19 protein-coding genes and 1 pseudogene are annotated in these 24,648 nt (G+C 71.7%); 16 read left to right on the top strand and 4 right to left on the bottom strand.

All coding sequences use genetic code 11. The features are described 5' to 3' along the window. Positions 1 to 294: 294 nt before the first annotated feature. The 12 genes from IO39_RS21755 (at position 295) to IO39_RS21695 (ending at position 17,747) form a co-directional block, all read left to right on the top strand. Entirely contained in the window at positions 295 to 3,486 is a 3,192-nt protein-coding gene (locus IO39_RS21755) for a BTAD domain-containing putative transcriptional regulator (RefSeq protein WP_043625968.1), read from the top strand. Positions 3,487 to 3,721: 235 nt separating this feature from the next. Further along, the gene (locus tag IO39_RS21750) at positions 3,722 to 3,925 is read left to right on the top strand and encodes a hypothetical protein (protein ID WP_043625966.1); all 204 of its coding nucleotides are present in this window, start codon (positions 3,722 to 3,724) and stop codon (positions 3,923 to 3,925) included. 79 nt (positions 3,926 to 4,004) lie between these two features. After that, the gene (locus IO39_RS57885; RefSeq protein ID WP_052423186.1) at positions 4,005 to 4,736 is read left to right on the top strand and encodes a MauE/DoxX family redox-associated membrane protein; all 732 of its coding nucleotides are present in this window, start codon (positions 4,005 to 4,007) and stop codon (positions 4,734 to 4,736) included. After that, positions 4,627 to 5,163 (top strand): TlpA disulfide reductase family protein, encoded by a 537-nt coding sequence (locus tag IO39_RS21740; RefSeq protein WP_245642122.1) that lies wholly within the window; start codon positions 4,627 to 4,629, stop codon positions 5,161 to 5,163. The genes IO39_RS57885 and IO39_RS21740 overlap by 110 nt, the downstream gene beginning before the upstream one ends. 206 nt (positions 5,164 to 5,369) lie before the next feature. Continuing rightward, positions 5,370 to 7,250 carry an ABC transporter ATP-binding protein gene (locus tag IO39_RS21735; RefSeq protein ID WP_063765322.1) on the top strand — a complete coding sequence of 627 codons (1,881 nt, stop codon included), beginning with the start codon at positions 5,370 to 5,372 and terminating at the stop codon, positions 7,248 to 7,250. Continuing rightward, positions 7,247 to 7,828: a S26 family signal peptidase gene (locus IO39_RS21730; protein WP_052423184.1), complete on the top strand. Its 582-nt coding sequence runs from the start codon at positions 7,247 to 7,249 to the stop codon at positions 7,826 to 7,828. Before IO39_RS21735 ends, IO39_RS21730 begins: the two co-directional genes overlap by 4 nt. A gap of 200 nt (positions 7,829 to 8,028) precedes the next feature. Next, positions 8,029 to 10,080 carry a catalase gene (locus IO39_RS21725; RefSeq protein WP_043625964.1) on the top strand — a complete coding sequence of 684 codons (2,052 nt, stop codon included), beginning with the start codon at positions 8,029 to 8,031 and terminating at the stop codon, positions 10,078 to 10,080. A gap of 340 nt (positions 10,081 to 10,420) precedes the next feature. After that, positions 10,421 to 11,248, top strand: coding sequence for an alpha/beta fold hydrolase (locus IO39_RS21720; protein ID WP_043625962.1), 828 nt, complete (start codon positions 10,421 to 10,423; stop codon positions 11,246 to 11,248). 865 nt (positions 11,249 to 12,113) lie between these two features. Then, the gene (locus tag IO39_RS21710; RefSeq protein ID WP_157548732.1) at positions 12,114 to 13,025 is read left to right on the top strand and encodes a hypothetical protein; all 912 of its coding nucleotides are present in this window, start codon (positions 12,114 to 12,116) and stop codon (positions 13,023 to 13,025) included. A 142-nt stretch (positions 13,026 to 13,167) separates the two neighbouring features. Further along, positions 13,168 to 15,987, top strand: a complete 2,820-nt coding sequence (locus IO39_RS21705) for an AfsR/SARP family transcriptional regulator (RefSeq protein ID WP_043625953.1) — start codon at positions 13,168 to 13,170, stop codon at positions 15,985 to 15,987. 161 nt (positions 15,988 to 16,148) lie between these two features. Next, positions 16,149 to 16,919: a DUF2306 domain-containing protein gene (locus IO39_RS21700; RefSeq protein ID WP_052423183.1), complete on the top strand. Its 771-nt coding sequence runs from the start codon at positions 16,149 to 16,151 to the stop codon at positions 16,917 to 16,919. Positions 16,920 to 17,177: 258 nt separating this feature from the next. Continuing rightward, positions 17,178 to 17,747 (top strand): DUF1707 SHOCT-like domain-containing protein, encoded by a 570-nt coding sequence (locus IO39_RS21695; protein WP_245642112.1) that lies wholly within the window; start codon positions 17,178 to 17,180, stop codon positions 17,745 to 17,747. 77 nt (positions 17,748 to 17,824) lie between these two features. Here the strand turns inward: IO39_RS21695 and IO39_RS21690 are convergent, their stop codons facing one another. Beyond that, the gene (locus IO39_RS21690) at positions 17,825 to 18,208 is read right to left on the bottom strand and encodes a hypothetical protein (protein ID WP_157548730.1); all 384 of its coding nucleotides are present in this window, start codon (positions 18,206 to 18,208) and stop codon (positions 17,825 to 17,827) included. Between the two features lie 187 nt (positions 18,209 to 18,395). Here IO39_RS21690 and IO39_RS54635 point away from each other — a divergent pair, with 187 nt between their 5' ends. Next, positions 18,396 to 18,560, top strand: a complete 165-nt coding sequence (locus IO39_RS54635) for a hypothetical protein (RefSeq protein ID WP_157548728.1) — start codon at positions 18,396 to 18,398, stop codon at positions 18,558 to 18,560. Positions 18,561 to 18,603: 43 nt separating this feature from the next. On the opposite strand, the gene IO39_RS21685 is transcribed toward IO39_RS54635, so the two are convergent. The 3 genes and pseudogenes from IO39_RS21685 to IO39_RS21675 form a co-directional block, all read right to left on the bottom strand. After that, complete coding sequence (locus IO39_RS21685; protein WP_084773238.1) at positions 18,604 to 19,923, bottom strand: retropepsin-like aspartic protease; 1,320 nt, start codon at positions 19,921 to 19,923, stop codon at positions 18,604 to 18,606. Between the two features lie 26 nt (positions 19,924 to 19,949). After that, a complete protein-coding gene (locus IO39_RS21680; RefSeq protein ID WP_052423180.1) occupies positions 19,950 to 21,068 on the bottom strand; it encodes a serine hydrolase domain-containing protein in 1,119 nt (372 codons plus the stop codon). A 216-nt stretch (positions 21,069 to 21,284) separates the two neighbouring features. Next, a pseudogene (locus tag IO39_RS21675) lies at positions 21,285 to 22,182 on the bottom strand (RNA polymerase sigma-70 factor). 168 nt (positions 22,183 to 22,350) lie between these two features. Here IO39_RS21675 and IO39_RS21670 point away from each other — a divergent pair. The 3 genes from IO39_RS21670 to IO39_RS21665 all read left to right on the top strand — a co-directional run bounded on the left by IO39_RS21670 (position 22,351) and on the right by IO39_RS21665 (position 24,588). After that, the gene (locus IO39_RS21670; protein ID WP_043625947.1) at positions 22,351 to 23,445 is read left to right on the top strand and encodes an NAD(P)/FAD-dependent oxidoreductase; all 1,095 of its coding nucleotides are present in this window, start codon (positions 22,351 to 22,353) and stop codon (positions 23,443 to 23,445) included. A gap of 338 nt (positions 23,446 to 23,783) precedes the next feature. Next, entirely contained in the window at positions 23,784 to 24,104 is a 321-nt protein-coding gene (locus IO39_RS54630) for a hypothetical protein (protein WP_157548726.1), read from the top strand. Between the two features lie 49 nt (positions 24,105 to 24,153). Then, a complete protein-coding gene (locus tag IO39_RS21665; protein WP_043625945.1) occupies positions 24,154 to 24,588 on the top strand; it encodes an SRPBCC domain-containing protein in 435 nt (144 codons plus the stop codon). Positions 24,589 to 24,648: the final 60 nt, after the last annotated feature.

Here is a 24,648-nt window from a genome sequence, read left to right as displayed (position 1 = left end):
GGGGTGGATGATGGCAGGGTGGCCCTGCGGGCGGGCCGGGATGCATCTCCCGGGCAGGGGCCGCGCGATCCGCGCGACGAGTCCGGCCCGCCGGGCGAAGTTCTACGCCTCCTGCCCCGCCTGCCCTCCATCCACGAGCGGACGAGCGGGCGAGCGGGCCCGGCGCCGGCGGGCTTTGGCCTCCGAGTCCCTTGAGCCCCTTGCGCGACATGAGCGGACGGGTAAGGCTCTTCGTCGAGAGCCGGCGTGTGATCGCTCTCGAACTCCTCATCCCTTCCGTGAGGGCGACGAGTGATGGAGAACCTGAGTGACGTGCTGCGCCTGCGGCGTGAGCAGGCCGGCCTTACCCAGCAGGAGCTGGCCGCCCAGGCCGGGGTGAGCGTGGCCGTGATCCGCGACGTCGAGCAGGGGCGTACGCGGCGGCCACGCGCCGAGACCGTACGCCGCCTGTCGGACGTCCTTCCGCTCGCCGGGGCACGACCGGACGGCTCCCCCGGCGGCCGGGGGGCGTCCACGGTCTGGCTGCGGATCCTGGGCCCGCTGGAGGTGCGGGCGCGCGGGGCCGTCGTGCCGTTGCGCGGCGAGCGGCAGCGCTGCGTACTGGGGCTGCTGGCGCTGTCGGCCAACCAGGTGGTGCCGATGGAGTCCATCGCCGAGGCGCTGTGGGGGGACGCGGCCGGCGAGGGGCACATCAGGGCGGTGCACGGCCATGTCAGCAAGCTGCGCCGTGCCCTGCACCACCACGGGAGCCCGGCGCGGCGCCAGGAGCTCATCAGCTGCCGCCGGCACGGCTACCAGCTGTCCGTGGCGGACGGCGAGGTGGACACGCTGGCGTTCAGAGGTCTGCTCCGCCAGGCGCGCGAGCACCGTGACCGGGCCGAGCTGGACGCGGCGGCCGCGTCCTACGCGCAGGCGATCGAGTGGTGGCGGGACAGCCCGCTGCTGGACGTCCTGGCGCTGCGCGAGCATCCGAAGGTCTGCGCGTTGAGCGCGGAGCGGGTGACGGCCGTGCTCGAGTTCGCGGACGTGGCCGGCTCGCTCGGCCGGCACGATCTCGTGCTGCCGCCGCTGCGCGAGATCACGCAGGTGGAACGGCTGCACGAGCAGGCGCACGCGCGGTTGATGATCGCCCTTGCCGGGTGCGGACAGCAGGCCGCCGCGCTGGAGGTGTTCCGCGACATCAGCCGGCGGCTGGCCGACGACCTGGGGCTGTCCCCCGGTCCCGAGCTGGTGGAGGCGCAGCTCCACGTGCTCCGGCAGGAAACCCCGCTGACAGTACGGTCGCCGGGCGCGCCGGCGGGAGACGCCGACGGCCGGCCGGGATCGGCGCGAGGCCCGGCCGCCACGCGCGGGCCGGGCTCCGTACAGGATCCGGGCCCCGCACAGGATTCCGCGCAAGGGTCCGGTCCCGCGGCGCCGTCGCCGGGCGCCGGGGCGCCCGCCACGCCACGGGAGCTGCCCCCGGTGGTGCCGGGGTTCGTCGGGCGGTCGGAGCTGATCGAGGCGCTCGTACGCGACGTGGTCGCCGGCCGCCCGCAACCCGTCGTGATCTCCGGCTGCGGCGGCATCGGCAAGTCGGCGCTGGCGGTGAAGGCAGCCTGGGAGGCGGCCGGCCGGTTCCCCGACGGGCAGCTCTACCTCAACCTGCACGGCTCGACGCCGGACCTCGAACCCCTGCGCCCCCTGCAGTCCCTCGGCCGCCTCCTGCGATCGCTCGGCGTGGACCGCGCCGCCATCCCCCCGGACGTCGACGAGGCCGCCGCCCAGTTCCGCTCCCGCACCGCCGGCCGCCGCCTGCTGTTCGTCTTCGACAACGTGCTGGACGCCAGGCAGGTGCGCGCGCTGCTCCCGGCGAGCCCGACCTGCGGCGTCATCGTGACCAGCCGCAGGACGCTGGCCTCGCTGGAGGGCCGGGTCCCGTACGAGCTGGAGGTGCTGTCCGAGGAGGATTCGCGCACCCTGCTGACCCGCCACGCCAGAGGCGGCGTCGCGCCGCCGCCCGCCGACGCCGAGGCCCAGAGCGCCGTCGCGCGGCGGTGCGCCTACCTGCCCCTGGCGCTGTCGATCGCGGCCGCCCGGCTCTCGGTCCGGCCCGCGTGGACCTGGCGGATGCTGGCGGAGCGGCTGGCCGAGGAGGGGCGCCGGCTGACCGAGCTGGAACTGGAGGACCGCGCGGTCAGGGCCAGCTTCATGGTCGGCTACCGGGACCTCGACCCGGCGCAGGCCCGCATGTTCCGGGCCATGAGCCTGCTCAACGTGACGGAGCTCGGCGTGGAGACCGCCGCCGCCCTCGCCGGCGTCTCCCCCGCGACCGCGGAGGACCTGCTCGACCAGCTCACCGAGGCCCACCTGGTGCAGAGCGCCGCCCCGGGACGCTACTGCGTCCACGACCTCACCCGGCTGTTCGCCCGGGAGCTGTCCGGGGCGCACGACCCGCCCGAGGAGCGGCGCCGGGCCGTCGGGCGGGCGCTGCACACCTACCTGGCCGCCGCCAGGCACGCCAGCGGCCAGGTGATCCCCGTCGCCGTCTGGCGCACGACGCTGGGCCCGGCGACGGCGGTCGCGCGGCCGGCTTTCGCCGACCGCCACCAGGTGTACGCGTGGGTCGACGCGGAGGCCCCCCAGCTGCCGGCGGTGCTGGGCAGCGCGGCGGCGCTGGGCAGCGCGGCGGCGCTGGGCGCCGACGACCTGGTCACCGCCCTGTCGGCGGCGCTGTTCTTCCCGCTGTACGAGCGGGGGCGGTGGCGGGAGCTGCGGGAGATCAGCGAGGCGGGCGCCGCGGCCGCGGACCGCCTGGGCGAACCGCACCATCGGGCGGTGACGCACGGCGACCTCGGTTACGTGCTGGCCGACCTCGGCCGGCTCGACGAGGCGCTGGTCCACCTGAAGGTGTCGCTCGCGCAGCACCGGCTGACCGGCAACCGCCGGGGTGAGGCGGCCCAGCTCGACCGCCTGGGCGTGGTGCACAGCAGGCTGGGCCGGTACGCGGAGGCCATCGGCCATTTCCGCCTCTCGGTCGAGCTGGAGATCGGCCAGGGCAACCGGTACGGCGAGGCGATCACGCTGACCAACCTCGGGCTCACGTACCTGCGCGGCGGCGACCCGGAGGCGGCCGTGACGGCGTTCGGCGACGCCCTGGCCATCACCCGCGAGATCGAGGACCTGGTGGGCGCGGCCATCGCGCTGGGCTACATCGCCGAGACGCACCGGCGCATGGGGCACCACGAGGAGTCCGAGCGCTTCTTCCACATGGCGCTCGACGCCGACCGCGCGGCCGACGACCTCGGCAGTTGCACGGAGGCGAGCCACTGGTGGGGGCTGGGCCTGACCCGGCGCGCCCTCGGGGCGGAGCGGGGCGCCCGGGAGTGCCGGCGCAACGCCGCCGCGATCCTGCACGGCCTCGGGCTCATCGGCGCGGACGAGCGGTCCCGCATCGAGAGCAACCCCGACGCGGACACCCCGGAGGTCATCCTCCGGAACCTGTGACCGCCGCGCCGCCCTGTGACCGCCGCGCCGCCCGTACCGGCAAGCCCGCACCTCCGGCCATCTCGGCGTCATCGCCGCAGGTCACCGCCCGGGCGAGGTACGGGAATCGCCGCCACGGAACGGCCAGGGGCGCCGGACACGATGGAGGCGTCCGTTCGTGGTGTGCGCCGTCGAGGCGCGCGGGGCCCCGGACGGCGGTTCGCCCGGGGCCCCGTGCCGGAAGGAGAGCGAAACGATGATCGCGACGATCACGAGGATCAGCGACCGGCTGGTGGAGCGCGTCGTGCCGAAGACGGACGCGTCGGCGACCGCGGCCGCCTGCACCTGGAGGTATCTCTGCTGCACGATGGGCGGCCAGGTCGTCTACGGCAGGAGACTGTACGACCTCGTCCACGGCACGAACTGCGGCCCCTGCTATGTCGTCTCCAGCTGGTGCTAGCCACGGTCCCGTCCGCTGAGCGCTCGCCCGCCCCGTCCGGGCGGGCGGGCGCTCTTGACCTCCGTATCGGGGAGGTCCGATGGAGTACGTCGTCTTCGGCGGCCAATGCCTGATCGGCGCCGTCTTCGCGGTGTCGGCACTGTCCAAGATCCGCGCCCGCACGGCCCGTGACGAGTTCGTCCGGGTGACCGCGACCCTGCTCGCCGCCCTGCTGGGGCGCGCCGCCGGCGCGCGGACCGCCCGCCGGGTCGCGGCGATCGTGGTGGCGGCGGAGGCGGCCGTCCCGGTGTCGATCGCCGCGCGGGCCCTGCACCCCTCCGCCGCGGTCGCGGGCGCGGCCGTCGCCGTCGTGCTGCTCGGCGGGTTCAGCGCGGCCCTGGCCCGCGCGCTGCGGCGCGGGGTGCGCCCGCCGTGCCGCTGCTTCGGCGCGTCGCCGGCCCCCCTGGGAGCCCGCCACCTGGCCCGCAACCTCGTGCTGCTCGCCGTGGCCACGGCCGCCGGGCCGGCCGGCCTGGTGAGCGGAGCCGCCCGCCCGGAGCAGGCGCAGCCGGCGGGTCTGGCGCTGGCGGGCGGGGCGGGGCTGGTGCTGGCCGTGCTCGTCGCCCGCCTCGACGACCTGGTGGAACTGTTCGTGTCCCCGGCGGTGGCGGGTGCCGGGGACACGCCGAGAGGAGAGCGTCATGTCGTTCCTGGTCGCCGGGATGATCCTGGTGGGCGCGTTGTGCCTGCTCGATCTGCTGCTGACGCTGGGGGTGATCAGACGGCTGCGGGAACACGACGCTCACCTGCGGAGCCTGCTCCCCCGCGGTGACCGTCCCCCGGCGGGCCCTCCGGTCCCGGTCGCCAGGGGTGAGCGGGTCGGCGACTTCCTGGCCACCACCGTCGACGGCGAGCCGGTCTCCCGCGACCTGCTGACGGGCGAGACGCTGGTGGCCTTCTTCAGCCCCGGCTGCACGACGTGCAAGGGGAAGCTGCCGGAGTTCGCGGCGTACGTCCGCGACCTGCCGGGCGGGCGTGACCAGGTCATCGCCGTCGTGGCGGACGAGCGGGCGGAGATCGGCGAGATGAGCAGGACGCTCGCGCCGCTGGCCCGCGTGGTCGTGGAGGAGTTCGACGGCGAGCTGAGCCGGGCCTTCGGGGTGGACGCGTTTCCCGCGCACTTCGTGGTGGACGGCAGCGGCACGCTGCTGGCCACCGCCCCCGACCTCGCCCTGTTGCGGAGCGCGAGGAACGCGTGAGCCGGGACCCGGGCGCCCCCTCCGGCGGGCCGGCTGCCGGGCGCGCGTCGGCGGGCGCCCCGGCCGGACCTGCCGCCCGGCCGGGTGCCCGGCGCGCGTCCGCCGGCGGACCTGCTGACCGGCCGGACGCGCGGCGGGCGTCCGCCGGCGGACCTGCTGACCGGGCGGGTGCGCGGCGGGCGTTCGCGGGGGCCGCGGTCCGCGCCGTGGCGCTGACCTTCCGGGCGTCGCCCGGCCACGGCGCGGCCTACCTGGCGTGCACCGTGGCGGTCGCCATGGTCCCCGTCGCGGTGGCCTGGCTGACCAAGCTCGTGCTGGACCGCCTGACCTCCGGGGCGGGGTTGTCGTCCGCGCTGGTGGGCCTCGCGGTGGCGCTGGCCGCTGCCGGGGTGCTGCTCGGGATCGTGCCCCAGATCGTCCAGTACGTGCGCGCGGAGCTGGGCCGCCGGGCCGCGCTGCGCGCCCACGACGAGCTGTTCACGGCGGTCGAGCGGGTGGCGGGGGTGGCCAGGTTCGAGGACCCGCGCTTCCAGGACCGGCTGCGGCTGGCCCAGCAGAGCGCCTCCGCGCCCGCGCAGACCGCCGACTCCGTGCTGGAGGTGATGCGCGGGACGCTCACCCTGATCGGGTTCGTCGTGTCCCTGGCCGTGATCAGCCGGGAGTTCACCGTCATCGTGCTCGCCGCCGCGATCCCGACGGTGCTGCTGGAGCTGCGGCTGTCCCGCCGGCGCGCCGCCATGGTCTGGCGGATCGGGCCGATCGAACGCCGCCAGATGTTGTACGGCGACCTGCTCGCGAGCCCGGCGGCGGCCAAGGAGATCCGGCTGTTCGGGCTCGGCGCCTACCTCCGGGGCCGGATGCTGGCCGAGCGGCGCGCCGCCGACGCCGACCGCCGGCGTACGGACCGGCGCGAGGTCGTCGTCCAGGGAGCCCTGGCGGCCCTGTCGGCGGTCATCTCCGGCGGCGGCCTGGTCTGGGTCGTCGTCGCCGCCGGCCGGGGCCTGGTCACGGTCGGAGACGTCGCGATGTTCGTGGCCGCGGTCGCCGGCCTGCAAGGAGCGCTCGGCGGGCTGATCACCTCGATGGCCGGGGCGCACCACCAGGTGCTGCTGTTCGGCCACTACGTCGCGGTGGTGGACGCCGGCCCGGACCTGCCCCCGCCGGACCGCCCGGCGCCGCTGCCCGCGCTGCGGCGCGGCATCGAGCTGCGCGACGTCTGGTTCCGCTACAGCGACGACCATCCGTGGGCGCTGCGCGGCGTCAGCCTGTTCCTCCCCCACGGCGCGACGATCGGGCTGGTCGGGCAGAACGGCGCGGGCAAGAGCACCCTGGTCAAGCTGCTGTGCCGGTTCTACGACCCGACGCGGGGGGCGATCCTCTGGGACGGGGTGGACCTGCGCGACGTGCCCGTCGAGGAGCTGCGCCGGCGCATCGGCGCGGTGCTGCAGGACTTCGTGACCTACGACTTCAGCGCGGCCGACAACATCGCCATGGGCGATCTGCCGGCGCTCGGCGACCTGGAGCGGATCCGGGGCGCGGCCGTGCGCGCCGGCGTCGACGACACTCTGTCCCGGCTGCCGCGCGGCTACGGGACGCTGCTGACCCGGCTGTTCTTCGGCGACGCCGAGGAGGGCGATCCCGGTCACGGCGTGATGTTGTCGGGCGGGCAGTGGCAGCGGGTGGCGCTGGCGCGCGCGTTCCTCCGCGAGGAGCGGGACCTGATGATCCTCGACGAGCCGAACGCGGGCCTGGACCCCGAGGCCGAGCACGACGTGCACGAGCGGCTGCGCAGGATCCGGGCCGGCCGCACCAGCCTGCTCATCTCGCATCGGCTCGGCACGGTGCGGGACGCCGATCTCATCGTCGTCCTGTCCGGCGGGACGGTCGCCGAGCAGGGACGGCACGCCGACCTGCTCGCGGCGCGGGGCGCGTACGCCCGCCTGTTCACCCTCCAGGCGGCCGGTTACGCGGCGGAGGCCGGCGGGCGGGACGGGCCCGGGACGGCCGGCGGGCGGGACGGGCCCGGGACGGCCGGCGGGGAAGCCCCTGCCCCGCCCGGGGCCATGAGGGGAGTGAGCCGCCGGTGAGCGCCGCCGTGGCCGTGCTCGCCGTGGCGGGGTGCGCGCTCGGGGCGGCGGCCGGGATCGTCCTGCGGCTGCGCCGCCGCTATCTCGTCGTCACCGTGTCGGGCGTGAGCATGGAGCCGGCGTACCGGCACGGTGATCGGGTGCTGGTGCGGCGGGCGGCCCTGGCGGCGGTCCGGCCCGGCCAGGTGGTGCTGCTCGCCGGCGGTGTCACGGAGTTGTGGCCGGAGCTGGCGGCGGAGGCGCCGGACGTGGCCGGACGCTCCCCCGGCGACCGCCCGCGCCCGGAGGGGTCATCCCCGTCCGTGCCGCCTGTCGCGGAGGAGCCGTTCCGGATGATCAAGCGAGTCGCGGCCGTGCCGGGTGACCCGGTCCCCCGTGAGGTGCCCGCCCTGCGGGAGGCGCCCGGCGGCGTGGTGCCCCACGGGTGCCTGGTCGTGCTCGGGGACAACGCCGGCGCGTCGCGCGACTCGCGGCACTTCGGCTTCGCCCCGTCGCCGTGGCTGGTCGGCGTGGTGGTGCGGCGCGTCTCGCCAGGTGACGCCGCGGGCGCGACCCGGCCGGGCGCGCGGTCCGCCTGATCCGCGCGTCGCCGTCACGCGTCCGGGCGGCCGGGTTCCGCGGCCACGGCGCGCGGGTTGCCGGGCGTCCGGGCGGCGGTTCCGCGGCTACGGCGCGCGGGTTGCGGGACGGGTGGGCGGCGGTTCCGTGGCTACGGCGGGCGGGTTGTGGGGCGGGTGGGGACGGGTATGAGGGCTGTGGCCCCCCGGTTCCGCCTCACATGTCCATCGGGGGATCCGTGTCAGACAACAGCCAGAAGCAGCAGCAACTCGACCAGTACCGGGTGGATTCGGCCAACACCCGCTACACCACCGACCAGGGTGTGCGGATCGACGACACCGACAATGCGCTGTCGATCGGCGAGCGCGGCCCCACGATCCTGGAGGACTTCCACTTCCGGGAGAAGATCATGCGCTTCGACCACGAGCGCATCCCGGAGCGGGTGGTGCACGCGCGCGGCTCCGGCGCGCACGGCGTCTTCCAGGTCTACGAGTCGCTGGCCGAGTACACCTGCGCCGACTTCCTGTGCGACCCGTCGCTGGTGACGCCGGTGTTCGTGCGCTTCTCGACGGTGGCCGGCTCGCGCGGCTCGGCCGACACCGTACGCGACGTGCGCGGGTTCGCCACCAAGTTCTTCACCCGGCAGGGCAACTACGACCTGGTCGGCAACAACTTCCCGGTCTTCTTCGTCCAGGACGCCATCAAGTTCGCCGACTTCGTGCACTCGGTCAAACCGGAGCCGCACAACGAGATCCCCCAGGCGCAGTCGGCGCACGACACGCTGTGGGACTTCGTGCAGCTGCAGCCGGAGACGCTGCACACGATCATGTGGCTGATGTCGGACCGGGCGATCCCGCGCAGCTACCGCATGATGCAGGGGTTCGGCGTGCACACCTTCCGGCTGGTCAACGCCGAGGGCCGGGGCACGTTCGTGAAGTTCCACTGGCGGCCCAAGCTCGGCACCCACTCGCTGGTGTGGGACGAGGTGCTGCGCCTCCAGGGCAACGACCCCGACTTCAACCGGCGCGACCTGTGGGAGGCGATCGAGGCCGGCCACCATCCGGAGTGGGAGCTGGGGCTGCAGCTGGTGCCGGAGGAGGACGAGCACAAGTTCGGCTTCGACCTGCTCGACCCCACGAAGATCATTCCGGAGGAGGAGGTGCCGCTGCGGGCGGTGGGCAGGATGACGCTCAACCGCAACCCGGACAACTTCTTCGCCGAGACCGAGCAGATCGCCTTCTGCACCGCCAACGTGGTGCCGGGCATCGACTTCACCAACGACCCGCTGCTGCAGGGCCGCAACTTCTCCTACCTCGACACCCAGCTGCTGCGGCTGGGCGGGCCGAACTTCCAGCAGATCCCGATCAACCGCCCCCTCGCCCCGGTGCACAACGACAACCGCGACGGCTTCCACCAGCACATGATCCACACCAGCCACACCAACTACTCCAAGAACTCCATCAGCGGCGGCTGCCCCGCCACCGGAGTGCTGGCCGGCGACATGAACGGGGTGTTCCGCCACTACGCCGAACGGGTCGAGGGCGAGAAGATCCGCAAGCGCAGCCCCAGCTTCGGCGACCACTACAGCCAGGCCACGCTGTTCTGGAACAGCATGTCGGCCTGGGAGAAGGAGCACATCGTCAAGGCGTTCCTGTTCGAGCTGGGCCACGTGCAGCGCCGCTACATCAAGGAGCAGGTGGTCGAACGGCTGACGAACATCGATGACGGGCTGGCCGCGCACGTGGCGGCCGGGCTCGGCATGCCCGCGCCGGCGGCGAAGGGCGCCAACCACGGCAAGTCCTCCCCCGCGCTCAGCCAGGCCGGCCAGCCGGCCGGCCTGGAGACGCGCAAGATCGCGATCCTGGCCGGCGACGGCACCGACGCGGGCCGGCTCTACCCGGTGATGCAGGAGCTGGAGAGCGGCAAGGCCATCTGCGACGTGATCGCGCCGCACGAGGGCATGGCCGGCACGCTGGCCGTGGACAAGCAGATGAGCGCCGCCTCCTCGGTGCTGTACGACGCGGTGTTGTGCACCGGCGGCGAGGAGCTGACCCGCGACGGTCACGCCGTGCAGTTCGTCCGGGAGGCGTTCAAGCACGGCAAGGCCATCGGCGCGCTGCCGGACGGCGAGCCGCTGCTGCAGGCCGCCGGCCTGCCCGGCCGGCAGGGCGTGGTCGACTCCAGCGCGGGCGACGGCTTCACCGCGCAGTTCATCGCCGCGGTCCTCAAGCACCGCCACTACGACCGGGACGTGGCCGCCTTCCCCGCCTGAGACGCCCTTCCCCGCACCAGCGGTTCAGTCTTGTGCGGAGGATCCGGATCGTCGCCGGCGACGCGATCGAGCGTCGGCGGGCCGGTTCTGGCCTGCCCGTGCCTGCATGCGGCCGATCGGGCGGGCGGCAAAGAGCCGCAGGCCCGGTCTTGACCTTAACCGGATGATGACCTGCGGTATCTCCTGCCGTGGGTGATGTGTCCACCGCCCGCCGCACCGTCTTGTCTCCGGCCGGCGCGGCGGGCAGGCCGGAGCGCTCCGCCGGTGCCACCGCCACGACCACCGACACGACCACCGACACGACCATCGACCACCGACCACTTACTCGGGAAGGTTCACGATGCCTTACATCACGACCCGTGACGACGAGCAGATCTTCTTCTACGACTGGGGCAGCGGCGCGCCGGTGATCTTCATCCACGGCTGGCCGCTCAACGCCGACGCCTGGCACGACCAGATGAAGGCGGTCGCCGACAACGGCTACCGCGCCATCGCGCACGACCGCCGCGGCCACGGCCGCTCCAGCCAGCCCTTCGGCGGCTACGACTTCGACACCTTCGCCGACGACCTCAACGACCTCATCACCGCCCTGGACCTGCGCGAGGTCACGCTGGTGGCGCACTCCATGGGCGGCGGCGAGCTGGCCCGCTACATCGGCAGGCACGGCACGGACCGCCTGGCCAAGGCCGTGCTGCTGTCGGCGGTGCCGCCGCTGATGCTCAAGACGCCCGGCAACCCCGAGGGCACCCCGCAGGAGGTGTTCGACAAGATCAAGGCGGGCATCCTCGCCGAACGCTCCCAGTTCTGGAAGGACACCTCCGAGGGCTTCTTCGGCGCCAACCGGCCCGGCAACAAGGTGACGCAGGGCAACAGGGACGCCTTCTGGCTGATGGCCATGGCCGAGAACATCCAGGCCGGGGTGGCCTGCGTGGACGCCTTCTCCGCCACCGACTTCACCGAGGACCTCAAGAAGTTCGACATCCCCACCCTGATCGTGCACGGCGACGACGACCAGGTGGTGCCGATCGCGGCGTCCGCCGACAAGTCCGCCAAGATCATCCCGAACTGCACGTACAAGGTGTACAAGGGCGGCTCGCACGGCATCGCGCTGGTGCCCGGCGACAAGGAGAAGTTCAACGCCGACCTGCTGGAGTTCCTGCGCGGCTGACCGCTCCACCAGCCGGGGGCGGGCAGCACCGGCCCCGGAAACACAACACGATCACAGCGTCGGAAAGAGCATGACGGCAACACCACCGGCACGCCGGGCAGCCTGGCAGGCGTCCACCGTCACCGGCACCACCGCGGAGAGCCCGCAGACGCTCACCCTGCGGCCTGGTGGCCGGTGACGGCCACGATGCGCTCCAGGTGGCCCAGGCCGGTTCACCCGCTCGCCTCGCGCGTCGCCGGCATCGGCCGGACGCGGTACGGGCCCAGCCCCTGAAGGCCCGAATCCAGCACCACTCCGAGACGGTGTCGATACAGTTACAGCCTGAAATCTCACCTGCTCATCGGCTTCCTGCCGTAACGTCTGTGCTCTGAGCGGCGATGACGCCGGTAGGCGAGGGGGTGCGCATGGGGCTGTCGCGGGCAGAAACCGTCATGACCGTAGGCGTGTTAGTGGTGCTCGCCGGAGCCGGCGGATGCGGCGGCGCCGAATCCCCGTCCACCACGGACACGGTGACCGCCTCGTCATCCCCCAGCGGCGAGACCACTTCGGCGCAGCCCAAGCGGTCCGAGCAGGTCCGCACACCCGATCACCCGCCGGGCCACACGTCGGCCCCGTGCCTGAGCGGCGGCGGAGACCCGGTCAGCGTCCCGTGCCCATCGGTGAAGCGATCACGCACTCCCGGCCCCACCATCACGGCACCGCAGCCGTCGACGTCACCGCCGGCCAACTCGCCGTCGCCCCCGGTGAGCGAACCCGAGCCGGTACCTGAGGTGACCATGTCCGATCTGGCACCGGAGGTGACCATGTCCGATCTGGCACCGGAGGTGGCCGCGTCCGAGCCGGTACCGCAGGCGACCACCTCGCCATGACGGCCTTGCCGCCTGCGGACGATCCCGGTCCCGGCGAGCGGTCCCGGCCGGAGCCGCCCCGGCCGCTCGACGTGGTGGGGCTGATCACCCTGCTGCTCGCCACCTCCGGGGCCGTCCTGATCTACATGGGCTGGGCCTACCTCGACGGCTACCTGCGGCCGTTCTTCCTCAAGCCGACGGATTTGAACTACCGTCCGGACGAGTACGCGCTGTACGGGCTCAACCTGTTCTCCCCGGCGTTCCTGCCCTGGACGGCGGCCCTGCCGCTGCTGCTGGCCGCGGCCACCCGGCGCGCCGCCCTGCTGCCGCGGCTTCCTGCCCGGCTGCGCGCCCTGGCCGCCGCGGCCCGTACGCACCGCGTCGCGCGCCTGCTGGGCGACACCGCTCGGGTGGGCGCCGCCCTGACGGCGGCCGCCCTGGTCCTGGCCCTGGTCTCGCTGCACTTGCTGACCGTCAACACCTACCTGCTGCTGGCGCTGGTCATCGTCGGGCCGCTGCTGCTCACCTGGCCCGCACGCGGCACCCCGCTGGGCCGCATCGCCTTCGCCGCGGCCACCATCGTCGCCGTCTTCTGCCTGCTCTGGACGGCGGCCCTGTACGCCGCCGACCGGGGCGCCCGCTCGGCCCGCGCCCTCATCGCAGGCCTCGACGACCGCCCCCAGGTCGCCCTCTACACCGCGGACACCCTGGCCCTCAGAGCCCCCAACGTGGAGCGCGAGCCCTTCGCCGAAGGCGGATACAAGTACCGCTACATGGGCCTGCGCCTGCTGCTCGCGCGCGGCGACACCTACTACCTGGTCCCCGCCGTCACCCTCGCCGAATGGTCCGCCGGCAACGGCCGCACCGTCGTCGTGAAGGAAGAAGATGACATCCGCGTGGAAATCCTGCCGGGCACCCGCCCGGCCTGATCTCGCGAACGCTACGGACGGCCCGGTGCGGGCGCGCCGGGCCGGGGCCGCGAGGCGGGATGCTTCTCCATGGGAGGAGTGCGCGGTCAGGCCGTAGTCCGAGACCCGCATTTTCGGTTGCCGCAGCCGCGATAATCGAAGCATGCGCTTCCAGATCCTCGGCCCCACGATCGCGCTGGGGGAGGACGGCGAGCCCGTCACGCTCGGCGGTCCTCGGGCGCGGGCGCTGCTCACGTTGCTGGCCCTGCATGCCGGGCGCATCGTAAGCGGGGAGCAGCTGGTGGCGGGCATGTACGGCGCTCGCCCTCCGGAGGGCGTGTCCAACGCGCTGCAGTCGCAGGTGTCCAGACTGCGCCGAGCGCTGGGCAGGGACCTGGTGGAGTTCCACCCGGCTGGATACCGGCTGATCGCCGACCCGCAGGATGTGGACGCGGGGCGATTCGAGCAGCTTGCACGGGCGGGCGGGCAGGCGTTGGCCGGAGGTGACCCGGCTCGGGCGGCTACGCTGCTGCGGGAGGCGCTGGAGCTGTGGCGGAGTGCTCCGCTGGCCGATGCCCCGAATGCTGTGGCCGCCGCGACGGCGCTGGAGGAGCTGCGGCTGACTGCCGTCGAGGACCGGGTGCAGGCCGATCTGGACCTGGGCCGGCACCGGGAGCTGGTCGCCGAGCTGAGCCGCCTGATCGCCGATCACCCGTTGCGGGAGCGGCTGCGGGCCCAGCTCATGCGCGCGCTCTATGGCAGCGGCCGCCAGGTCGAGGCGCTGACCGTCTACGACGAGGCCAGGAAAATCCTGGACGAGGAGCTCGGCGTCGAGCCGGGTCCCGAGCTGGCCGCCGCGCACCTGGCCGTGCTGCGGGCCGACCCGGCGCTGGGCGCGTCCGCGCCACGCCCGGCCGTTCAACGGCACGGGCTGCGGGCACAGCTCACCAGCTTCGTCGGCCGCGCCGAGGAGCTCGCCCAGGTCAGAGCGAGCCTGCGCGCCGCCAGGCTGATCACGCTGATCGGCCCGGGCGGTGCGGGCAAGACACGGCTCGCGATCGAGGCGGCCGAGCAGGAGCCCGGGGACGTCTGCTTCGTGCCGCTCGCGCCGGTCGCCGACGACGCGGACGTGCCCAGCGCCGTGCTGGCCGCACTCGGCATCCGTGGCGCCCTGCGCACTCCGCCGACGGGGCCGGTCGTGGAGCCGGTCGCGCGGCTGGTCACCGTGCTCGCCGACCGCGAGCTCCTGCTGGTGCTGGACAACTGCGAACACCTCATCACGGCCACCGCCGACCTGGCCGACGTGCTCTTGGCCGCCTGCCCGGGGCTGCGGGTGCTGGCGACCGGCCGGGAAGCGCTCGGCATCACCGGCGAGGCGATCCTGCCGGTGGCACCGCTTCAGCTGCCACCGCCCGAGGCGGACGACCCGTTGGACTACCCGGCCGTCCGATTGTTCGCCGACCGGGCGGCGGCGGTCCAACGAGGCTTCGCCGTGGACGCGGGCAACGCGGCGCAGGTCGTGCGCATCTGCCGGGCGCTGGACGGGCTGCCGCTGGCCATCGAGCTGGCGGCGGCGCGGCTGCGTACGCTGTCCCTGCCGGATGTGGCGGCGCGGCTGGACGACCGGTTCCGGTTGCTGGCGCGCGGCAGTCGTACGGCGCTGCCCCGGCACCAGACGTTGCGCGCGGTCGTGGCGTGGAGCTGGGACCTGCTGGACGACGACGAGCAGCGGATGGCCAGGCGGCTGACCGTGTTCGTGGGCGGCGCGCGCCCCGAGGCGGCCGAGCGGGTGTGCGGCCTGCCGGAGGAAGTGCTGTTCTCGCTGGCGGAGAAATCGCTGGTGGAGTTCGTGGGCGGGCGTTACCGGATGCTGGAGACCATTCGGGCATTCTGCGCGGAGCGGCTGGCCGAGTCCGGCGAGGTGGAGGTGATGCGCGACGCTCATGTCGCGTACTACCTGGACCTGGTCGTCGCGGCCGACGCGCGGCTGCGAACCCGCGAGCAGCTGGAATGGCTGGCCAGATTGGACGAGGAGAGCGATGACCTCAGCGCGGCCCTGCGCTGGGCAACCGAATCGGGGCAGTTGCAGACGGCGCTGCGACTGCTGGCGCACAGCGCCTGTTACTGGTGGATGCGAGGCAACCGCACCGCCACCGCCGCTCTGGCCGACGCGCTGCTGACCAGGCTGGGCTCACACCGGTTCGACGGCATGCAGGAGGAGTACGTCATGTGCGTGCTCGTCACCGCCTGGGCCGGCGAGATCGACGACGAACTGCGCGCCCGGCTGCAGGAGGCCTGTGCACTACTTCCGCTGACGTACGTGCCACAGCGCATCGAGTTCCTGGCGATGTTGCTGTCGATGTTCACGGGACCGCCTGGGGACTTCGCGCGAGCATACGAAGAGGTCATGCGGGAGTCCGCCAGGCTTTCCCCCTGGCAGGAGGCGTTGGCCATGGCCGGCTCGGCGTTCGTACTTGACGGGCTCGGCGAGGTGGAGCAGGCCGTGGCCCATTTCGAGCGGAGCCTGACCGCGTTCAGGGCCATCGGTGAGCGCTGGGGCACCGTGCTGGTGCTGTCCGGGCTGGGCTCCCTGCACCAGAAGCAGGGCGACCACCGTAAGGCCCATGTCCTGGCCGGCGAATCGCTGGCGATCGCCCGCGAGCTGGGTGCCGGGACGGAGATCGCCGAGGCGCTGTGCCGGCGGGGTGATGCGCTGCTGAGCCTGGGCGACCCGGCGGGCGCAGGGGCTGACTACGAGCTGGCCGCCGAGTTGTCGCGCAGATGCGGCTCCATGGGCACGATGGCCTGGGCGTATCTAGGGATGGGGGAGGTGAAGCTGTCGTGCGGCGAGGTGGCGGAGGCCCGCGCCCTCCTCACCCGGGCCCGTGAGGAGTGCCCCGCACAGTGGTACAGCGCCGAGGACATCCGCACGCGCATTGACGCCACACTGAACGAGATCAGCCGGAGGATCAGCGAACCGTAGGCGTCCGTGTCGAGGTGCTCCCTCCGGTCTGCGGTGGTGACCGTCTGTAGGCGCGGCGCCGTCGGCCGGCGGCACGTACATTCCGGCCGCAGGCTGACACCGTATGTCGCCGGTAGGTACGTGGTAGGTGAGTGGTCAGCGCCCGAGCCCAAGCTCCAGGCATGACTGATCTCGCGAGACCGGCACATCACGCCGCGTCCCCGCCCGCTGTACAGAAGCCGCGGCTGTGGAAGCGGCCCTGGGTCGTGCCGCTGATGCTGGTGGTGCTCGGCTTCGTCGCGTTCTCCGTTCCGCCCTATACGTCACTCGATCCGGCCTTGTCTCGAGTGCCGCCGCCAGACGGTTTTCCGCTCTACTATCCCTTCCTGGCCGCGCACGTGCTGTTCTCCTCGGTGGCGTTGCTGACCTGCGGGTTGCAGATCTGGCCGTGGTTCCGGGAGCGCCACCCGGTCGCGCACCGCAGGATCGGACGCGTGTATATCTTCGGCGGAGTGCTACCGGGAGGCCTGGCCGGCTTTGTCGTGGGCGCGGCCACCCCGTACGGCGATGGCGCACGAGTCAGCAACATGCTGCTCGCGACGCTGTGGACCCTGTTCACCGTCACCGGCTATCGCATGGCCCGCCAGCACAGGTACGGCGATCACCGTCGGTGGATGCTACGCAGTTTCGCGCTGACCGCCTCGATCATCACCAACCGCATCTGGGGCCTGGTGCTGTTCCTCATCTTCCTGCCCGAGTTCGAGACGACCTACGGCGGGGACATGCAGGAGGTGATCAAGGCGTCCGCCGGCGTGACGACCTGGCTCGGCTGGACCGTCCCCTTGCTGATCGTGGAATGGTGGCTGGTGGAGCGCGGTCGCGCCCGGCGCCGGGCCGACGCCGGGCGGCGCTCTGGGCCGTCGGATCCGCCGATGACTCTGAAGCAGCAATGACCTCGGACAAGGTTTCGACCGAGGACACTTAAGCACCGTAGGGTACGAACCGGCGCACGAGCTGCGCATCTCCCAGCGCTATCGGCTGGTTGGTACGACAAACGCGTCGGCCGCGAAATCGTCTTGCAGGGCCCTCATATGCCGCGAAAGACGGCAGTTTCTTGCGCCCTTAGCGGCGATCTGGTTTTTACAACGCCTGCCTGCTCCACCTTGAAGAGCCTCAATCCGAGCCCCGCGCCGACCGGCGCATATTGGAGGTTGAAACTCATCGTGACGGATGATTCTGATCAGCGCGCCTCAGATTCCGACCGCGACCGCGTGGCCGCGGTGCTGGGCGAGGCCCTCGCCACCGGAAGGCTCACCAGTGTCGAGCACGCCGACCGCCTCGACAGCGCCTACAGGGCCAAGACGGTCGGTGAGCTCGTCCCCATCACCCGAGACCTACCTGACGTGGCCGCGTCCGGCGTCCCCGCCGCCATCGAGCAGCAGGTCATCGCCTCCCAGTTCAGCAAGGTCGTCCGCAAGGGCCGCTGGGTGGCCTCCCGCCATACCAGGCTGACCGCCAGGTTCGGGGCGGTCGTCATCGACCTGTCGGACGCGGTGCTGCCGGGACGCGAGATCACGATCGAAACGAGTGCCTGGTTCAGCAAGCTGATCGTGCGTGTCGCCGGCAACGCCAATGTGATTGACGAGGGCAGCTCGATCTTCGGCAAACGCAATGTAACGGGGGGTTACCAGGACGATGGCCCGCTTATCAGGGTCACCGGGTCGTCGGCCTTCTCCAAGGTCATCGTCACCCGCGGAAAGGACGACTGGAACCTACGCTAGGCGGCGGGAATCCTGCGGTCCTGGTCTGACCGGCCGCCGCCGATGCAGGATGCGCCGATGGCCTTATCGCAGCGCGATCAGCAGGGCGTTGTCCACGGCACGGCAGCGGAGCGAGCCATGGCCGCCCTACACCGCCGACCCACCCGCGACGTTGCCGCTGCGGTGAAGTAGGCGACCGAGGCCGGCCAGATCCACCCGGCGGGCGACCAGCCGGCAAGGTGGTAGACGAAGATCGCGGCGACCGACAACAGCAGCACGAACATGGGCCGGCGCCGCCGGAAGAGCACGAGCACAGCGAGAACCAGAGCGAGCTGGATCGCGCCGTCCCAGGGTGACTGCACGAACGTGGCGAGAGCGGCGGCGACGAACACCACCACGGTGATCGCGGCCAGCGTGAGATCGACGAGCTTGCCGAAGTGACGTACGTAAATCGGTGCGCGTACCGGCAACGATTCGCTCATGACCACCTCCGGGGGGCTTCGATGGCGAGCGCCACGCTATGCCCCGACAGGTGCAGCAGTCCTGCCCCTTTGCCACCAAACGGGGCGGGCGCGGGGAAGGTTTGGCGTACGAGTCGGGACCCCAGGAACGGCCACTGGCAGTTAATGATCTTGTTCAACGTGCGCCCACCGCACTTTCACCGGGCGTGTGGTCGCTGCTGCGCCGAGCCCTGGCCAACTTCGCCGTCGCCATCTGGCCGGCCTGGCGCGGATCATCAAACGCAAGCTCAAGAAGATCCAGTACCGGCCGCACCTGCTCACCGGCTGCCTGGCCCAGACCGGCCCCACCCTCGACACCCCGGCAAAACCATGACCGACTCTACGAATTCAACCGGTGTAGTGCGGCCACAGCTCGGTCAGGCGGTCTCAAGGAGTGACAGCCGCATGCTGACGAAGTCGAACGTGAAGGCCAGTGGTCTGAGGAACTCGTGCGAGATGTTGCCGAGCGAGTCGAATTTGCTGCGCTCCAGTGAGTGGTTCAGCGGCCCGGCGATGCCCGGCACGGTACGCCGGATCTTGCCGACACTCACTCGAGCACCGTGGACGAATGGATAGACGGTCTGGCCGAAGAACTGCCCGCGGTTGTCATAGTCGAGTTCGATGCCCAGATCGTGGGCGGTCGGTTCGGTGACCACCAGGCCGATGCCGGGGCCGCCGGTGTCGATGCTGCACACCTTGGGTCCGGTGCCGTTGACGCTGCCGGGGACGTACAGGAAGTGGTCGGGAGCCATCCAGAAGGGCACTTCAGTGGCTCCCTTCCGGCGTGCGGCGGTGTGGAAGGCGCGCCGCTGCGCCGGCGTCGGCCGCCGCACCACCATCTCGCCGCGCCCGTAGTCGAGTGTGGCGAGCACGTGGTGGAGCAGTGTGGTGCCGATGACCCCGGTCGGTTGCACGTCGGTGCCGGGCACCTTGGGCAGGGCGGCCTTGCCGTCGTTCCACATCACGGGGACGTTACGCAGCACCAGGCCGCCCAGGGCGAAGGAGCGGGCGACGCCGAAGTAGAAGGTGAGCTGGTTGCCGCCCTGGGGGAGTTTGGTCTCGGCCAGCACTTCGATGCCGGTGGACTCCGCGGTCTCCTGGCCGATGATCAGCGTCGCGCCGGTGTCGAAGAAGTAGCGCGCCCGGTGGCCGTTGCAGGAGGCCTCGACGACGGGGAGGGGGTCGAGGTGCAGGAACGGCACACGTGCGTTGTGCTCGCCGCTGGGCTGAAAGGGCCGCACGTTCTGCATGGCGGCGTACTGGGCGGCCTTGGGCTTCTGACCTGCGGCGCGCAGCAGCGGCAGGGCCCGTACGGGGTCGTTCTGGCGGACGTAGCAGTCGGCCAGCCGCGTCTTCGATTCGTTGTCGCCGGGCGCCAGTTCGATCGCACGGGTCAGGAACCGCTCGGTGTCGGCGTACCGGTTGGACAGCAGGGCGATGTACCCGCGCTGTGCGAGCGCGTGGGCGTGGTCGGGGTGCCGGGCGAGGATGCGCCTGTAGCCCGCGTCAGCGGCGGCGAACCGGCCCGCCCTGAACAACTGGTCCGGATCGGCACCGGCCGTCCTCTCGGCGTGTGCGGCATGGGGATCGGCGATGGCCGCGCCGAGCGGACCGGCCACGGCCAATGCAGCGGCAGCGGCGAGGACGGATCGGCGGCTCGGGGGGACGGAAGACGGCAGTTGCTCCGGCATGGTCATGGAGACTCCTTCACGGTGGGGACAGGTCAGGGCTGGGTGATGAGCTGCCGCTGCAGCCGGACGACGTCGGTGATCGGGTCCAGGTAGTTCCCGAGGGTCACCGTGACCCAGCCAAGGTCAGGGAAGATGTCAAGGTTGCTACGGTTGCCGGCGCCGGTGCCCGAGTGTCCGAACAGGCGGTGTCCACCGGCGATCGCCGCCCGGAACCCGTACCCGTAGAACTGGTGCTCGGCCCAGGCCGGCGGCGCGGTGTCGGCGGGCACCGGCACTTTGGCGCCGGTGGTCAGCGTGGCGAAGGCGCGGCTGAGCAGCGTGTCGGTGTCGCGGACCGCCACGGCGAACCGGAGCAGGTCCTCGGCCGTGGCGTAGGCGGCGTCCGCCGGACCGCCGAGGTAGCCGAAGTACGGGCTGGTGGTGAAGTCGATCCGCGCACCGGTCTCCCGGTCGGTGGTGTGGGGATGCGCGATGTCGTCGGCGGCCAGCACCTTCGGCTTGGGAAAGAAGCCGGAACGCGTCATGCCGGCGGCGGCCATGACGTGCTCGTGTACATAGTCGTAGTAGGAACCCTTGGACATGGCCGCCACGATGGCGCCGAGCACGGCGTATCCCGAGTCGCTGTAGCGATGCTCGATGCCGGGATCGGCGGCCTTCGATTCGGTGGCGCGGATGATGCCGAGGATGCCGTCCATCACCTCCGCTTCGCTGGTCCACCTCTGCACGCCTTGGGCGAACGCGTCCGTCCGGCTGTAGCCGCCCATGCCGCTGGTGTGGGTGAGCAGGTGGTGCACGGTGACAGCGTTGGCGACCTCCGGCGCGAACCCGTCCAGGTAGTCGCCGAGCTTGCCGTTCAACTTGACCTTGCGCTGCTCGACGAGCCGCATGACAGCGATCCCGGTGAGGCTTTTGGTCACCGATGCGATATTGAACCGGGTGCTGGCGTGATTGGGCACCGAGCGCGCGCGGTCGGTCAGACCGTAGGCGCGCAGCAGGACTGGTCTGTCCCGATATGCGAGCAGCACCACGCCGGAGAACCGGTCCTGCCCGGCGAGGTGGGCGAGGTAGCGGTCGAACTCCCCGCCGGGCCGCAGCCCTCGGGGAACGCGCCGATTTTCGCGCGACCCGGTCGTGGCGCCGGCCGGCGCCACGGAGGCGGTCGTCGAAGGCGTGGACGCCCCGCGGTCACCCCCATCACTGTTCCGTGGCAGATTGAGGTGGATCTAAGGCGGTATTAAGAGTTTCCGTAGATTCGGGGCGCGGAGCCGGTCTCAGGATCGGGGGTCGGGGACGGGACACAGGTCAGCCTGGGACGGCCGCGGCCCGAGCAGTGATCCCCAAGCACGGACAGCTGTCTCACCACGGCATCAACGGCGCATCCCGGTCTCGTGCTCCACACGCAACAGCTTTTCGGGATTGCGCACGTAGTAGAGCCCGGTGATGAGGCTGTCCTCGACCAGCGCCGCCAGGACGCCGTCGATCTTCCCGTCGATCCGAAAGATCAAGGCCGGGTAACCGTTCACCTGCACCGGCTCCAACGACGCCCCAGCACCGATCATGTCGAGGCCCGCGGTCAACCAGGGGCCCAGCTTGTCGGCTCCCACGATGGGCACCGGGATGGCCCGTTTGACCCCGCCGCCGTCACTCAGGACGACGACGTCCGGCGCGATGATGTCAAGCAGACCCTGCAGATCGCCCGTCTCGACCGCCCGCTGGAACGCCTTGAGCACGCGCCGGGTCTCGGCCTGGGAGACGACCCCGCGCGGCCGGCGTGCCGCGACGTGCGCCCGTGCCCGATGGGCGATCTGACGCACGGCCGCAGGGCTCTTGCCGACCGCTTCCGCGACATCGTCGTAGTCCAGAGCGAACACCTCACGCAGCACGAACACCGCCCGCTCGGTCGGTGCGAGCGTCTCCAGCACCAGCAGCATCGCCATCGAGACACTGTCGGCCAGCTCCACGTCCTCGGCCACGTCGGGCGCGGTCAGCAGCGGCTCGGGCAGCCAGGAACCGACGTAGGACTCCTTGCGCCCCGCCCAGCGTACGCAGCCTGGTCAGCGCCTGGCGGGTGACGATCCGCACCAGGTACGCACGCTGATCCCGTACCGCGCTGAGATCGGCGTCCGCCCACCGCAGCCAGGTCTCCTGCAGGACGTCCTCAGCATCGGCGGCAGAGCCGAGCAGCTCGTAGGCCGCCGTGAAGAGCAGGTTCCGGTGGGCGACGAACGCCTCGATAGCGGGCCCCGGACGGCGGTCCGCGCTCATACGTCAGTCATCCGAAACGCGTCGGCCATGGGGACCTCCTGTCTGCGCGCTCTTCATCGTGTCACCCACAAGACGCCGGACCTCACCATCCTGTGACACCGAGCCGGCCGTCACAGGGTTCGGGTTTCCGGCGTCTTATGCCATCCAGTGAGCAAACAGGAGGCCGACATGAAAGTTGTGGTGATAGGCGCCGGCTACGCGGGCGTGCTCGCGGCGAACCGGGTGGCGAGGAAGGTGAGGTCCGCCGAGGTCACGGTGATCAACCCCCGGCCTGACTTCGTGGAACGCGTACGGCTGCACCAGCAGATCGCGGGGACCGGCGCCGCCGCGACGCCCCTCACCTCCATGCTGCGTGCCGGGATCACGACGCGGACCGGCACCGCCGTCAAGATCGGTAACGGCGCTGTGGCTCTCGAAGACGGCACGCACGTCCCCTTCGACTACTCCTTCCTGGCCGTGGGCAGCGCAGCCATGCCGATGCCCGGAACGATCCCGGTGGGCACGTGGGAGGGTGCCGAACAGGCTCGCGCGGCGTTCGCCGAGCTGCCCGCGGGAGGCACCGTCACGGTCGTCGGGGGCGGCTCGACGGGCATCGAGACGGCGGCCGAGGTAGCCTGCGCCAGGCCGGACGTCCGGGTGCGGCTGGCCGGCTCCTCGGTCGCCGGGACCTTCTCCCACGGAGCGCGACGGCGAGTCCGCGCCGGGCTGGAGCGCCTGAAGGTCGACCTGGTGGACGACAAGGTCACGGAGGTGAGCGCGGGCACGGGGCGGTTCGGCGGCATCGTGCGCCTCCGGTCGGGAACGGCGTTCGCCTCTGACCTGACCCTGTGGGCGGTCATGGGGGGCGTCCCGGACCTTGCGGCACACAGCGGCCTTGACGTCGACACGGACGGGCGTGCCATCGTGGACGAGTTTCTGCGCAGCGTCAACGACGAACGCATCTTCGTGGTGGGCGACTGCGCGGCGGTGCCGAGAGCACGCATGGCCTGCCAGACTGCCCAACCGCAGGCCGCGTACGCGGCCGGAGCCCTTGCCCGGTTGATCGGCGGGCGCACGCCAGAGCCGTACTCCATGGGCTATCTCGCCCAGACGGTCAGCCTCGGACGCCAGGACGCGGTAAGCCAGTTCACCCACCTCGACGACACCCTCCGGCGGGCCTACGTCGCCGGACGCGCCGGGGTCGCGGTCAAGGAGGCGACGTGCCGCACCGCGAAGTACGTCGCCCGCACCGGCTTCGGCGTGTCGATACCGGGCCCGAAGTGACCATGGGCGCAGCCCCGCCGGCTGGTCATCCGTTGGTGGCTGTCACGGAGGACATCGTGACGGTGGACGCGGGCGCCGCGCCAGGTGCGGCTGACGGACCAGTGGCGCGGGTGCGGCGCAACCTGGTGGCATGATCGACCGCGCGATCTCCAGCAGGTCCGCGGGCAGCTCTGCCCGGGGAACATGGCCGGGCGCGTGTTCGCCCTCGCGGATCGACAAGCGTTCCACACCAGTCAGGAGGGACGAGACGACCGCTGCAGCAGGTGCTCGGCGATTCGCGGGGCTCGACCTGCACAGCGCCTCGATCGCCGGGTTCGCCTTCTGCGAGTGCAGGCTTCGTGCCGCTGCCGTGGCTGCAGAACATCGGCTCGGCCTGGCGCCCGGAACCGGCGGGCCGTCCCGACGACCAGATGATCAAACACGTGACGGCCCTGCGACTCCGCACCGCCGAACCGGGTCTCACCGCCGGAGCTTCCGCCATCGCCTCCTTCAACACGCACCTGATCAGATTCGGCCGGCGTGGACGGCTCTCAACAGCCGACCGGCGCGAGCTGAGCGCTGCACTGGAGCCTGTCACCGTGCAGATTGACTTGCCAGAAATTCTTAGTTTTGTGTGGTGTGCTGTGCGTACGTCCCCGACGTCTGTTGCGATTCGATGAACCGCGGGCGCTTGGTTGTCCTCTGTGCCCCGCCCAGGAAGGACCCCTTATGCGTCACCGGATCAGTACACAGATCGACATCCCCGCCGGCATCGATGACGTCTGGCATCACCTGATCGGCATCGAGGCGTACGCGCAGTGGAATCCGTTCATCGTCAGGGCCGGTGGTGACGTCGAGGTCGGTGGCAGGCTCGAAATGCGGATGGAGCCGCCGGGAGGCTCGGCGATGACCTTCCGCCCGCGCATCACCGAACTCACCCACATCGCCGTCCTGGAGTGGCTGGGCCATCTCGGCGTTCCCGGCGTCTTCGACGGACGCCACCGCTTCGAACTGCACGCCGTCGAATCCGGCACCCGGCTGATCCACAGTGAGACTTTCAGCGGCGTCCTCGTCCCGTTCTTGCGCCGCACCTTGGACGGGCCGACGCGCGCCGGATTCCTTGCGATGAACGAAGCCTTGGCGGAACGCGTGGCCAAGGCCTGACACCGGCGACTGCGAGGTGCGCCGCAGTCCTTAGGCCGTTCTTAGGCTCTGTGCGACAGA

It is taken from the genome of Nonomuraea candida (genome assembly GCF_000725485.1).
Lineage (GTDB): Bacteria > Actinomycetota > Actinomycetes > Streptosporangiales > Streptosporangiaceae > Nonomuraea > Nonomuraea candida.
Note: the sequence above shows the minus strand (reverse complement) of the source record. Positions and strands in the feature narration are given on the sequence as shown.